This window comes from Lonsdalea britannica (genome assembly GCF_003515985.1).
GTDB lineage: Bacteria > Pseudomonadota > Gammaproteobacteria > Enterobacterales > Enterobacteriaceae > Lonsdalea > Lonsdalea britannica.
The window spans coordinates 2,997,136-3,010,558 of sequence record NZ_CP023009.1; the positions used below are offsets into that span (position 1 = coordinate 2,997,136).

Consider the following 13,423-nt stretch of genomic DNA (forward strand, 5'->3'; position numbering starts at 1 on the left):
ACAGACCCGGCGCACGTTGCCGGGTTTTTTGTCCTATCGGTCGAAAGTTAAGCGTTTGTATCAGACTTTGCTATTTTTAACACGTAGCCTGCCGTGACTTCATAAAGTGACGGTTTTCGCCATTCAGTGATTCCCATTATCAAGTGCGAACTCTTTCCTGCAGCGTCATTGGCTGCCCTTTGGCGTCCGTGCTCAGGAGTGTCTGTGTGAATAAAAATTTCCTTGCTTGGTTTAAGTCCGAACAACTTCCCGCTTTTCCCGCAAAAGGGGCGACGCCTAAGCCTGGCGAACACCCTTATACCACGATCAAAGCCGAATTGTTCTCGGCCGACCAAATGGAGCGCTATGGTCGAAAGCTCGCGCGGTCCCACAAGCTGACACAGGAAAATGCGCCGTATTATTTGCTAAAAAATCTGGCGGATCATGAGGCGGTATTGACCCACAGTTGTGACGTGCTCAACGCCAGCGACAAATCGGCGATTACTCCGGCAGGCGAATGGCTGCTTGATAATTTTTACCTGATCGAAGAACACATCCGCGCGGTTTTTCAGCATCTGCCGAAAAACTTCGGCAAGGGGCTGCCGCAGCTGGGCGAACCGTTTAATGGCCCGCGCATCTATGACATCGCGACCGAAGCGATCGCCCACGGCGATGGCGGTTTCGATGCTAAAACGCTGATGCGTTACATCGCCGCTTATCAGGAAATTACGCCGCTGACGCTCAGTGAATTGTGGGCGCTGCCCGCGATGCTGCGGCTGGCTATTATCGATAACCTAAGACGCGTGAGCGTAAAAGTAGCGACCGCCCAGCAAGAACGTAATCTCGCCGATGCCTGGGTCGACAAGTTTCTGGAAGGCGCCGAAATCGATCCTTCCAATCTGATTATCGTGATTGCGGATATGGCGCGATCCAACCCGCCGCGTTCGAACTCGTTTGTGGCTGAAATGGTGCGCCGTCTGCGCGGCCACGGCAACATGCTGGCGCTGCCGCTGACCTGGGTTGAGCAACGGCTGGCAGAGGAAGGATTAACGACAGACGCCATGATCCATCGCTTCAATCAGCAGCAGGCGATTAATCAGCTATCGGTGAGCAACAGTATCGCCAGCCTGCGGCAGCTGAGCGAAACGAATTGGCCTGACTTTGCGGAGGCGATGAGTCTGGTTGAACAAAGACTGTTGCAGGACCCCGCGGGCATTTACGCCGCGATGCATTTTGATACCCGAGATCACTATCGTCATACCATCGAAATTCTGTCCCGTCAGTGTCCGTACAGCGAAATCGAGGTGGCGGACGCTGTCCTGGCGATGGCGAAAGCGGCGCCAGAAGGCGGACGGAAACGCCACGTCGGTTACTATCTTGTCGATAAAGGCCGCGCCGCGCTGGAACAGCAACTTCAGGTGCATTATCCGCCGCTCACGCGGTTGCGCCATTGGTTCAATCAGGAGCCGCTTCTTTCGTGGCTGGGCAGCCTGAGCCTGTTGACCACGGCGCTGAGCGCCGACCTGTTATTACGCACCCACGAAGCCGGCATGGGATGGACGCTGTGGCTGATGGCGATCCCCGCCATCATTGTTTTCAGCCAACTGGTGCTGGATCTGCTGGGTGACGCCACCATGCAAACGCGTACGCCAAGTCCGTTGCCGAGACTCGACTTTTCCACGGGCATCCCGTCGGATTCACGGACGCTGGTCGTGGTGCCGTGTCTGCTGAGTAGTCGGGCAAGCGTCGATAAGCTGATCAATAGCCTGGAAGTGTGTTATCTCAGCAACGTTTCTCCCCATCTCTATTTCGCGCTCCTGACCGATTTTCCCGATTCAGCCACCCAAACTCAGCCGTGGCATGATGAATTGCTGTCCTACGCGACCCAGCATATCAAGCGATTGAATCAGCGCTATTCCAATCCGGTGGACGCGTTGTTCTTCCTGCTGCATCGCAATCCGCAGTGGAATGAAAAGCAGGGCGTTTGGATGGGCTACGAGCGCAAGCGCGGCAAGCTTCAGGCCGTGAACCGCTGGCTGCGCCAGCAGAGCAACGAATTCGATACCATCGTCGGCAATCAGAGCCAAACGCTGGACGACATCAAATATGTCATCACGCTGGATAGCGACACCGTGCTGCCGCGCGATGCCGCACACAAGATGGTGGGCGCGATGGCCCATCCGCTTAACCAGCCTGTTTTCGATGTGGATAAAGGGCGCGTAGTGGATGGATACGGCATCCTGCAGCCGCGTCTGGCAGAGGAGATCCCCCGTTACGGACAGAGTCGGTACGCGGCGTTGTCCAGCGCCATTCCGGGCAACGATCCCTATTCCTATATGGCGTCTGATATTTATCAGGATCTGTTTAGCGAAGGTTCCTTCGTCGGTAAGGGGATTTATGACGTTGACACATTTACCCGCGCTAACGAGGGGACTTGTCCGGAAAATCTGGTACTGAGTCACGATCTGCTGGAAGGATGCTATGCCCGATCCGGACTGCTGAGCGATGTGCTGCTGTACGAACAGTACCCCACCTGTTATCTGGCCGATATGGCGCGGCGTACTCGCTGGGTGCGCGGTGACTGGCAGTTGTTAAACTGGCTGGGCATTTATGTGCGGCGGGAAGACCGTCGGCGTGTCGCTAACCTGCTGAGCGGCTTGTCCCGCTGGAAACTGCTGGATAATCTCCGACGGAGTCTGTATTCACCGAGCCTGCTGGTCGTCCTGTTTTGTGCGCTGACGTGGGCGCCCAATCCGGTGAACTGGCTGACCGCCGTCGCGATGGTTCTACTGTTGCCGACCGCGCTGACGTTGATTTATCAGATCATCAGAAAAAACCGGCGGCGCACGTTTTCGCAGCATTTGCGCACTGTGCTCAACGCCGCGTTACAGCGTTTACTGCGCGTGGGAATGAACCTATCGCTATTGCCGTATGAAAGCGTCAATACGCTGCGGGCAATCGGCGTCACGTTGTGGCGTCTGGTGATCAGCAAGCGCCACCTGCAAGATTGGGTGAGTCTGGATGCCGGTCTTGGCCAGCATCTTCTGCGCCGCGTCAACGCGCCGCAACAATACTATCTGGTGATGTGGGCTAATCCGGTCGCGGCGGTGCTACTGATGCTGCTGACGGCCTACTTCAATCCGCTGCTGCAAGTGGTTTCCGTCCCGTTGGGCGTGTTGTGGCTGTCAGCGCCGCGTCTGCTGTGCTGGCTAAGTCGGGAGCCGCAGCGAAAGAAACAGGGGCTAACGGAAGATCAGCGTCGGCGGCTGCGTGAGCATAGCCGTGAAATTTGGCTGTTCTTTGAAACCTTCGTCACGGCTGAAGAAAACTGGCTGCCGCCGGATAACTTTCAGGAGGAGCCGGGACCGATTGTGGCGCGTCGTACTTCGCCGACCAATATCGGCCTGTCGCTGTTGGCGAACCTAACGGCATGGGACTTCGGCTATATCAGTCAGGCCAGCGTGCTCAACCGGACATCGCTGACGCTGGATACGCTCGACAAGATGACGCACTTCCGGGGCCACCTCTTCAACTGGTACAGCACTGACACCCTGACGCCGTTGGCGCCACGCTATATCTCCAGCGTCGACAGCGGCAATCTGGCGGGGCATCTGCTGACGCTTCGTTCAGGATTGGTTGCCATGCGTACGCAGCCGGTCATGGACATGACTCAGATTCTGGCCGGGCTGGACGACACGCTGTCGCTGCTGGAACGCGTTTGGACGCGCGCGCCGGGCGCTTTGAATCAGCTCCGTAAAAAATGGGCATCCGCGCACGACGCGCCGCCATTCCGTTTCGATGCCGAGCTACAGGCGATGCAGGGGATAAGTCATACCTTGGCAGACCTGGCCGCGGCAGAAAGCCATGTGATTCGACGCTGGGCCGAGAGCCTGGATGCGCAGATTAGCGGGATAAGTCAGGAGTGGTCACAGCTATTGGGTTGGATGACGGAAGAGGATCGCGGTGTCTCGACGCTGCCGTCGCTGGTCTGGCTGGCGCAATACTCATCGTCGGTGACGACGGCACACGCTATCTCCATGTCTCCCGCCATCGAATTGGCACGTCAGCGACTGTCGATTCTGGCCGAGCTGGAACAGCGTCTGAGCGACCATGCCAACATGGATTTCCGCTTCCTCTACAACCCGGTAACGCATCTGCTCAGCGTGGGCTACAACTGCGACGCCAACGTCATGGACAGCAGCAGTTATGATCTGCTGCCGTCAGAGGTGCGACTGACCAACTTCGTCGCTGTCTCCGCCAACCAACTGCCGACCAAAAGCTGGTATGCGTTGGGTCGACTGTTTACGGTGATTGATAACGAACCGGCACTGATGTCGTGGAGCGGTTCGATGTTCGAATACCTGATGCCGCAGCTGGTTATGCCGGATTATCCCGGCACGTTGCTGGAGCTGATGAGTCAGTCTGCCGTGAATCGCCAGATCGCGTGGGGAAAAATTCGCGGCGTGCCGTGGGGTATTTCCGAGTCGAGTTATTACGCCTTCGACGTCAACCGCAATTACCAATATCACGCGTTCGGCGTACCCGGTCTGGGGCTGCGGCGTGGTCTGGGCGACGATACGGTCGTCGCGCCCTATGCCACGTTACTGGCCTTGATGATTAACCCTGCCAAAGCCTGCGAGAACCTGGTGACGCTGGAGAATAACGGCGCACGCGGTGAATACGGTTTTTATGAGGCGCTGGACTACACCACGTCACGTCTGGCGCAAGGCCAGTTTTACGCCATCATTCGCTCTTATATGGCGCACCATCAGGGGATGGGGCTGCTGGCGCTGTCTCACGTGCTGCTGGATGCGCCGATGGTGGAGCGTTTCGCCAGTACCCCGATGTTCCAGTCTGCGCGTCTGCTGTTGCAGGAGCGGATGTCTGAGGTGGTAGAGCTGTACCGCCCGCGCCGCCACTTCGAGTCCCATGAAGGAGTGTTGAAACCGGCGAAATACGACATTCGGGAGTTCAAAGATGTCGACAGTCCGATACCGGAAGTCCAACTGCTGTCGAACGCCGATTACCATTTGATGCTGACGCAGGGCGGCGGCGGTTACAGCCGCTGGCGCGATTTGGCGCTGACTCGTTGGCGTCAGGACAGTACCTGCGATAACCGGGGTTCGTTCTGCTATCTGAAGGATACGGCGACTGGCGAAGTGTGGAGCAACACCTGGCAGCCTGTGGCCGGGCAGGAAGGACAACATCGGATTGTGTTTACGGACGCAGGCGCCGAGTTCGTCCGCCTCAATGGCTCGCTGACCGTACATACCCATGTGGTGGTGTCGCCGGAAGATGATATTGAACTGCGTCGTATGACGCTGGTTCATCGCGGTCGTCAGCCCCGCAGCATTGAAATCACCTCTTACGCCGAAGTCGTTCTGGCGCCGGCGGCGAACGATCTCGCGCACCCGGCGTTCAGTAATCTGTTCGTACAGACGGAACTGTTGCCGGAACAGGATGCGATTCTTTGTCATCGCCGTCCGCGCGAGCCGGAAGAAGCCTGTCCGTGGTTATTCCATACGATGGTCGTACACGGTCATAACAGCGGGGAAACGTCTTTCGAAACCGACCGCGCCGCCTTTATCGGCCGGGGTCGTAACGGTGCGACGCCGTTGGCGTTGGAACGGGGCGGCTCGCTCGCCAATAGCGCGGGCGGGGTGCTGGACCCTGTGATGGCGATCCGCCAGCGCATCCAGCTGGAGCCGGGCATTCCCGTCGTGGTCGATCTGGTCTATGGCATCACCGAAGCACGTGACCCGACCATCGCGCTGCTCGAAAAATACCGTGACCGCAATATCGCGGACCGTGTCTTTGAGCTGGCGCGTTCCCACAGTCAAATTGTTCTGCGTCAGCTTAATGCCAACGAGGACGATGCCAGCCTGTTCAACCGTCTGGCGGGCGGCGTGCTGTTCCCGACGCAGGAGCTGCGGGCCGATGCGCATACCATTATGGCGAACCGTCGCGGGCAGTCGGGCCTGTGGGGGAATGCCATTTCCGGCGATTTACCCATCGTCCTACTGTCCGTCAGTAGCAACGTCAATATCGGGATGGTCGCCACGTTGGTTCGGGCACACAGCTACTGGCGTCTGAAAGGGCTGTCGGTCGATCTGGTTATCATCAACGCCGACCTCGGCGGCTATCAGCAGGATCTGCAAAACCAGATCTTGGGCCTGATTTCGGCGGGCGATGCATCCAGCCAGCTGGATAAACCCGGCGGCATCTTCGTGCGCGGCGATATCCACATGTCCACTGAAGATCGCACGCTGCTGATGAGCGCGGCCGCCATCGTGCTGGACGACCGTGGCGACAGCGTGATTGAGCAGCTTAATCAGCGGATGCAAAATACGCTGTCCCTGCAAAAACCGCTGGTTCCGCTTAGCCCCGCACTGCCGGATCGTCATACGCCGTTCGCCCCGGAAGTCAGCCAGTTGCAGTTCTTTAACGGCCTCGGCGGCTTTTCTCCAGATGGACGCGAGTATCACATCGTGCTGAGTGAGGGCGAAAATACGCCTGCGCCGTGGTCCAACGTGATCGCCAACCGGGAATTCGGCACGGTGATTTCAGAAAGCGGTCAGGCCTACACCTGGTACGAAAACGCCCACGAATATCGTCTGACTCCGTGGGAGAACGATCCTGTCAGCGACGCGTCCGGCGAAGCCTTCTATCTGCGCGATGAAGAGAGCGGACAGGTGTGGTCGCCGATGGCGCTGCCGGTCAGGGGACGTGGCGCGTATCGGACACGGCATGGGTTTGGCTACAGCGTGTTTGAGCATCGGGAATCGGGCATCGACAGCGAATTGACCGTGTTTGTCGCAGAAGAAGCGCCGGTCAAACTGTTTATTCTGACGCTGACCAATAAATCCGGGCGAACCCGTAAGCTGTCCGCCACCGGGTATGCCGAGTGGGTGCTGGGCGATTTGCGGTCTAAATCGGCGATGCACATCGTGACGCAGGGAACGCCGGTTGAGCGTGGGTGCTCAATTCTCGCCAAGAACTACTACAGCGGCAATGGTTCAGAGCGAACCGCCTTCTTCGCCGTGACCGGCGCGCATTGCTCTATCTGCGGCGACCGACGCGAGTTTTTAGGACGCAACGGTTCACGCGCGGCGCCTGCGGCGCTCAAACTACGCCGTCTCTCCGACAGAAGCGGCGCGGGTCTTGATCCGTGCGGCGCGGTGCAATCGGCCCTCGCGTTGATCGACGGCGACCAGCGTACGCTGATTTTTGCATTGGGCGTCGGACAGGATACAGGGCAGGCGGAAGCGCTGATGCGGCAATACCTTGGCGAAACCAGTGCACGGAGCGAGCTGGAACGGGTGCAGCAATACTGGCGCGGTATCGTGGGGAAAATGCAGATTGCCACGCCGGACCCGGCCACCAACCTGCTGGCGAATGGCTGGCTGCTTTATCAGACGCTCGCCTGCCGTATCAACGCCCGCAGCGGGTATTACCAGTCCGGCGGGGCATTCGGTTTCCGCGACCAGCTACAGGATTCGCTGGCGCTGACCCATATCGCGCCGGAACGGATGCGCGAGCAGATCCTCCTGTGCGCCTCTCGTCAGTTTATTGAAGGGGATGTTCAGCACTGGTGGCATCCGCCGCAGGGTAACGGCGTGCGCACGCGCTGCTCGGATGATTACCTCTGGCTGCCGCTGGCGATTTGTCATTATGTGGAAGTGACCGGCGATGTTGGTGTCCTGGATCAGCCGGTGCCGTACCTTGAAGGTCGCTTGCTTAACCCCGGCGAAGAGTCGAGCTATGAACAGCCGGGGATCAGCGCTACGGTCGAAACGCTGTGGCAGCACGGCGAACGGGCGGTCGCGAACGGTCTGCGCATGGGACAGCATGGTCTGCCGCTAATAGGCTGCGGCGACTGGAACGACGGTATGAATCTGGTGGGCCTGCAAGGCCGGGGTGAAAGCGTCTGGCTTGGCTTCTTCCTATATACCGTATTGCAGCGCTACGCAACGCTGGCCGATACCCGCGGCCTGGCGGATAAAGCCGATATCTATCGGGATAACGCCGCGACGCTGAAAGAGAATCTGAATACCCACGCCTGGGATGGCGATTGGTATCGTCGCGGCTATTTTGATACCGGCGAAATGCTGGGTTCCCATACCGCCGAAGAGTGCAAAATCGATGCGATTGCGCAAAGCTGGTCGGTCTTGTCCGGCGCGGGCGATGAGGCGTATCGACAGAAAGCCATGAAGGCGCTGGACGAACAGCTAATCGATGATACGAACGGTATCATCAAACTGCTGATGCCTCCGTTCGATGGTCATGGACCTAACCCCGGCTACATTCGCGGCTATCTACCGGGCGTGCGCGAAAACGGAGGACAGTATACGCACGGTGCGATTTGGGCGGTGATGGCCTTTGCAGAAATGGGCAATACCGAACGGGCCTGGGAACTCATGTCGATGATTAACCCGATTAATCACAGTCTGGAACCCGCATCGATGCAGCGCTACAAGGTGGAGCCTTATGTCATTTGCGCAGACATCTATGCGGTCAGCCCCCATAACGGACGCGGTGGCTGGAGCTGGTATACCGGTTCTGCGGGCTGGTCATATCGACTGATCACCGAATCACTGCTGGGGATCACCCGTCATGGCGACAGTTTGTCCGTGGCGCCGCATCTCCCGGCCGACTGGCCGCAGTTGGAGATTCGCTATCAGGAAGGCCGTAGCCAATACGTGATTACCGTAAAACGCGGTGAGCGCGAAGAGCGTGTGACGGTGGATGGACAGGGTATCCCGGGTGGTCTGATTCCGTTACGGGATGACGGTGGATTACATCAGGTCGAGGTTTGGGTTGGCGGGGAGGCGTCAGTCGGACAATAAGCGTGGCGTTAAAAGCGCGTCCCGCGAGAGTCAAACTCGCGGGACGCGGTGGAAGCACAACCTGTGTTATTGCGGGGCGTGCGCCGCAGGCGCGCTTTCCGCAGGGGCTTCACCTTCGGCAAAGCGGGTATAGACGATCTTTTGCGAATCGTTTTCGCAATGACCCACCACTTGTCCACCCGCCTGACCTACCTGATCGTTAGGAACGATATCCAGCTTGAAGCCGGATTCCGGTACGCCGTTTTGGACGATTTTGTGTGAGATAGCATCACGAACGCTTTCACAAGATGCCTGTGCGGCCAGGGGGGCAATCACGAAAAGCGCGGCAGTTAACATTATCGTTTTTTTCATTTCATCACCTTTGTTCAAAGAAACCTAACGACTGCCCGGCTGGATGCCGGGACAAGGGTCGGGACTCTCTACAAGCGTAGACGAAAAGTTACGGCATGACAGTGCGCCCGGTACGACGGTCAAGGCAGCGGGACGTATTCGGCTCCCAATAGGCGTTGACGTTGGCGCTGGTCGTGCATCGCTCTCTGCCGTCAATCGCGTTTGCCGTTTTATCGAACTCTTTTTCAACCCGCTGATTTACTTTCTTGCGGAGTCGCTGGGTTTCATTCCACTGTTCCTGGCTCTGGCGAGCCGCTTCCTTGGATAATGCGCTGTTGCCGTTATCCACAATGATGTGATCCGTCTGCGCCTGAGCCGTCTGCCAACTCGCCGCGGCCAGCAACAGTGACAGTGGAATAACAAAACGCAGTGCTGATTGATATGACGTCGTATTCATTTTTCACCCTGAATTCGGTATGTGCCAACGCGATTCTCGCCGTGATGCCAAAACATTAACGTTGTAAATGACAACGAAACTATAACCGACCCGCCATTCACGTCAATCGCACATGGTTAGACTGCGTTAATACCCATGCAAACTATACTGATATTGTCGACAGCGACTTGCGCTGCCATTTCTTGGTTTCAGGAGGGTTGATGAGTACTAAAGAAATATTTCCCTACGCAGGTTCGTCTTTCGTGATCACGTTCAATCCGCAGCTCGTCATTAAAAACACCTATTCAACAGAGGGCGATAAGGTGACCGCCGAATTCATGACGGGAGATATGGCGGGAACAATCATGACGATCCCGTTCCAATGGGAGTCATTGCCGGACGATTATTTTCTGATCGCCTGGCAGGAGGAAGACAAGTCGACGGTCGTTCATTGCGATAATTTTGTGAAAAAAACCTCGCGCGCGTTTTACACGATGATGGATGGCAGCTTCTACGTCATGAAGGGGGAAATATGTTAAAACGTTGGTCGTATCGTCGTGGGGTTCTGTTGCCCCTGTTACTTGGTTCCGGCTTGTGTCAGGCGCAGAGCGCGGATAAAAACAGTACGATTCGTTATTGGAGTGTATGGGTTGATAAGGCGGGGATTTCCCATCAGGCGAAGTGCGAGTTGGATACGCTCAAACTAGAGCAATTCAGCGCGAAGGGCGATCCCGAATGGGTGTCTCAGCATGATCTGCCCACGTCGCGCTACGTCTTCAACATCATGCCGGTCGGTTGGGTGGGCCCTTGGCATAAAAACCCGTCGCCGCAGTGGATTATTCCGCTATCAGGGCGTTGGTTTGTCGAGACGATGGATGGCAATCGGATAGAAATGGGGCCGGGGGAAATGTCTTTTGGCTATGACAAAAATGCCGGGACGTTTGGCAAAAGAGTGGGGCATATTTCGGGAGCGGTGGGTAAAGAACCGGCCAAGGTCATGGTGGTTCAGGTGACGTCGGCGCTTGACAACCCCTCAGATGAACGATGTCCGGCCGGAGGCGTCAGCCTGTCGTCAGGCTGATTTTCTTGAGTTCTTTGGGGGCGCCGCGCGTCGGTCATGTGAAAAAGGGAAGGGATCGTGACGATCGCCTTCCCTTTTTATGCGAACCCGAGGTTCACGACAACGTCGGTTACTCGTCGCGATAGACCTTCAGCCCCGCGTAGGTCTGGCTCACCGGCATCATTTCCATCGTATTGATATTGACGTGTTCCGGCAGCGTCGCCACCCAGAAGACCGCCTCAGCGATATCTTCCGGCAGCAGCGGATTGGTTTTGTCGTAGGTCTGCTGCACCTTGTCTTCGTTGCCTTTAAAGCGAATGCCGGAGAATTCCGTGCCGCCCACCAGCCCGGGCTCCAGATTGGTCACGCGCACTCGGCTGCCGTACAGGTCTGCGCGCAGTCCCAGACTGAACTGACGGACGAATGCTTTCGTCGCGCCGTAGACGTTGCCGCCAGCATAGGGCCAATTCCCGGCGGTGGAACCGATATTGATAATGTGACCGGCGTTCTTATTCACCATTTCCGGCAACAGGGCGCGGGTTACGAAGACCAAGCCTTTGTTATTGGTATCGATCATGGTTTCCCAGTCGTTGACGTAGGCTTGATGCGCAGGTTCCAACCCAAGCGCCAGCCCGGCGTTGTTCACCAGCACGTCAATCTTGCGCCACGCAGCGGGCAGGGAGGTAATAGCCTGATCGATCGACTTCTGGTGGCGTACGTCCAGACGCAGCGTATGCAGCGAATCGCCAAACTCTTCTTTCAACACATCCAGACGTTCTTGACGGCGGCCGCAGGCGATAACCCGATGGCCTTCCTTGATGAAACGACGGGTTATTGCTTCACCAAATCCAGCGGTGGCTCCAGTAACAAAAATAATCATGTCAGTTCCTCTTTACTGCGCGATGGTCATTCCAATCATGGTCGATAGGGGCGATATTTCAACTCAGGGCTAAAAACTGAGGGCAAAGACGGGCGAATTCGGATTTATCGGTGTTAATCACGTCAGACGCTCCGAAAACAGGGGCTGCGTATTTCGTGTCAGCGATAGCTTTACACTCCTTTACGATCCTATCAAGGACTATTAAATCCTGTGTCTTCTTGAGCAACGGTATTTTCTGTTCGCGTAAATATGTAACAGTCACAAGACGTTATGCTTTTGTGGTCCGTAACAGCGGGAGATATATGAAAAACAGCGACAATCATTTGCAGTCGGTCGATAAGCAGTTTGGGGAGCAGGCTCAGACCTACTTAAACAGCGCTGTGCATGCACAGGGCGCAGACCTGCAGGCCTTGGCGCAGAGACTTCAGGGCAAATCCACGGCAAATGTGCTTGATCTGGGGTGTGGCGCCGGACACGTCAGTTTCACCGTCGCGCCCAATGTAGCCCATGTCGTCGCCTACGATCTCTCCCCGCGAATGTTGGAGACCGTGTCATCGGCCGCCAAAGATAAAGGACTGGATAATATCTCGACCCGACAGGGCGTGGCGGAATCCTTACCGTTCGACGACGCCAGTATGGATGTGGTCATCAGCCGCTATTCCGCACATCATTGGCAGGACGTCGGTCAGGCGTTGCGTGAAGTGAAGCGCGTACTGAAACCGGGCGGCGAGGCGATTTTTATCGATGTGGTCTCACCCGGACATCCCGTTCTGGATGTGTATTTGCAAACGGTGGAAATATTGCGGGATACCTCGCACGTTCGCGACTACACGCCGGGCGAATGGCTGACTTTTTTCACTGAAGCTGGGTTCAAAGTTGTGTCGGTGAGCTGTTCTCGTCTGCATCTCGAGTTTTCAAGCTGGATCACGCGGATGCGGACGCCGGAATATTTCGTGACCGCTATCCGCGAGTTGCAACGCGACGCTTCGGCGGAAGTGAAGCGCCATTTCGCCATTGAAGACGACGGCTCTTTCTCCAGCGATATGGCAACGCTGATCGTGAGGTGTTAAGTTGCTTGTTACCGTCCTGTCGGTTATCCGTCCCGCTTAAGCGCTTTTCTGCGGGACGAACTCACACTTAACGCCCGGTGCTATTCATGCCGGTGGAGGACTTCATCGTGTCGACGCCTGCTTCGCTGTCTATAGGACTCCTGCTTTTCCCCGGATTGACCCAGCTTGACCTGACGGGGCCGCATGAAGTGTTCGCGCGCGCGCCGGGGGCCAGCGTGCACCTTATCTGGAAAGATCGCGCACCGGTGACGGCGGACCGCGGCCTACAGCTGCTTCCCTCAACCACTTTTGCGGAATGCCCCGAACTGGATATCCTCTGCGTTCCCGGCGGACCGGGTCAGATTGATTTGATGGACGATTGCGAAACGCTGGCGTTTTTACGCCAGAAGGCGCAGGAAGTGACGTGGGTGACGTCGGTCTGCACCGGCGCATTAATTTTGGGGGCGGCGGGGTTGCTGCAAGGCTATCGGGCGACGACACACTGGGGATCGCTAGATCAACTGGCGCTGTTGGGGGCAATTCCGGTCCCAGAGCGCGTTGTCCGCGATCGCAATCGTATTAGTGGCGCGGGGGTGACGTCGGGCATTGATTTCGCGTTGACGGTCGTGGCGGAGCTTTATGGGGTTGCCGTAGCTCAACGTATTCAGCTTCAACTGGAATACGATCCGATGCCGCCGTTTGCCTGCGGTTCTCCTGAGGCTGCGCCGCCTGAGCTATTGGCGGGTGTTCGTCGAGATCAGGCGGCGTTTATCGTTCGAAGACAGGATGCGACGAAGCAAGCGGCGGCCAAACTGTCTGACCTGCCGCCGCAGACCTAAACAG

General features: G+C 57.1%; 8 protein-coding genes. 5 read left to right on the top strand and 3 right to left on the bottom strand.

The genetic code is table 11. From position 1 onward, the window contains the following. Window positions 1–206 precede the first annotated feature (206 nt). On the top strand, window positions 207–8,825 hold the full coding sequence (locus tag CKQ53_RS13815; RefSeq protein WP_420844234.1) for a glycoside hydrolase family 94 protein: 8,619 nt from the start codon (window positions 207–209) through the stop codon (window positions 8,823–8,825). Between the two features lie 66 nt (window positions 8,826–8,891). Here CKQ53_RS13815 and CKQ53_RS13820 read toward each other — a convergent pair whose 3' ends face one another. Both CKQ53_RS13820 and CKQ53_RS13825 read right to left on the bottom strand, forming a co-directional pair. After that, window positions 8,892–9,176 (bottom strand): DUF1161 domain-containing protein, encoded by a 285-nt coding sequence (locus CKQ53_RS13820; protein WP_094118730.1) that lies wholly within the window; start codon window positions 9,174–9,176, stop codon window positions 8,892–8,894. Window positions 9,177–9,264: 88 nt separating this feature from the next. Beyond that, a complete protein-coding gene (locus CKQ53_RS13825) occupies window positions 9,265–9,612 on the bottom strand; it encodes a DUF1283 family protein (protein ID WP_085653641.1) in 348 nt (115 codons plus the stop codon). A 200-nt stretch (window positions 9,613–9,812) separates the two neighbouring features. Here CKQ53_RS13825 and CKQ53_RS13830 point away from each other — a divergent pair, with 200 nt between their 5' ends. Together CKQ53_RS13830 and CKQ53_RS13835 are read left to right on the top strand one after the other, a co-directional pair. After that, window positions 9,813–10,130, top strand: coding sequence for a MoaF-related domain-containing protein (locus CKQ53_RS13830; protein WP_085653640.1), 318 nt, complete (start codon window positions 9,813–9,815; stop codon window positions 10,128–10,130). Further along, the gene (locus tag CKQ53_RS13835; RefSeq protein WP_208640013.1) at window positions 10,124–10,672 is read left to right on the top strand and encodes a cupin domain-containing protein; all 549 of its coding nucleotides are present in this window, start codon (window positions 10,124–10,126) and stop codon (window positions 10,670–10,672) included. Before CKQ53_RS13830 ends, CKQ53_RS13835 begins: the two co-directional genes overlap by 7 nt. A 109-nt stretch (window positions 10,673–10,781) precedes the next feature. Here the strand turns inward: CKQ53_RS13835 and ydfG are convergent, their stop codons facing one another. Beyond that, on the bottom strand, window positions 10,782–11,531 hold the full coding sequence (gene ydfG / locus CKQ53_RS13840; protein ID WP_085653639.1) for a bifunctional NADP-dependent 3-hydroxy acid dehydrogenase/3-hydroxypropionate dehydrogenase YdfG: 750 nt from the start codon (window positions 11,529–11,531) through the stop codon (window positions 10,782–10,784). Between the two features lie 302 nt (window positions 11,532–11,833). Between ydfG and CKQ53_RS13845 the strand changes: the two genes are divergently transcribed. Both CKQ53_RS13845 and CKQ53_RS13850 read left to right on the top strand, forming a co-directional pair. Continuing rightward, complete coding sequence (locus tag CKQ53_RS13845; protein ID WP_094118732.1) at window positions 11,834–12,601, top strand: class I SAM-dependent methyltransferase; 768 nt, start codon at window positions 11,834–11,836, stop codon at window positions 12,599–12,601. An 86-nt stretch (window positions 12,602–12,687) separates the two neighbouring features. After that, window positions 12,688–13,419: a DJ-1/PfpI family protein gene (locus CKQ53_RS13850; protein WP_176223487.1), complete on the top strand. Its 732-nt coding sequence runs from the start codon at window positions 12,688–12,690 to the stop codon at window positions 13,417–13,419. The last annotated feature ends 4 nt before the right edge of the window (window positions 13,420–13,423 follow it).

Excerpts from the sequence above, each read along its gene's own strand:
- CKQ53_RS13830 (WP_085653640.1), top strand. The coding sequence starts at position 9,813 with ATGAGTACTAAAGAAATATTTCCCTACGCAGGTTCGTCTTTCGTGATC.
- CKQ53_RS13835 (WP_208640013.1), top strand. The coding sequence starts at position 10,124 with ATGTTAAAACGTTGGTCGTATCGTCGTGGGGTTCTGTTGCCCCTGTTA.
- CKQ53_RS13845 (WP_094118732.1), top strand. The coding sequence starts at position 11,834 with ATGAAAAACAGCGACAATCATTTGCAGTCGGTCGATAAGCAGTTTGGG.
- CKQ53_RS13850 (WP_176223487.1), top strand. The coding sequence starts at position 12,688 with ATGCCGGTGGAGGACTTCATCGTGTCGACGCCTGCTTCGCTGTCTATA.
- ydfG (WP_085653639.1), bottom strand. The coding sequence starts at position 11,531 with ATGATTATTTTTGTTACTGGAGCCACCGCTGGATTTGGTGAAGCAATA.
- CKQ53_RS13825 (WP_085653641.1), bottom strand. The coding sequence starts at position 9,612 with ATGAATACGACGTCATATCAATCAGCACTGCGTTTTGTTATTCCACTG.
- CKQ53_RS13820 (WP_094118730.1), bottom strand. The coding sequence starts at position 9,176 with ATGAAAAAAACGATAATGTTAACTGCCGCGCTTTTCGTGATTGCCCCC.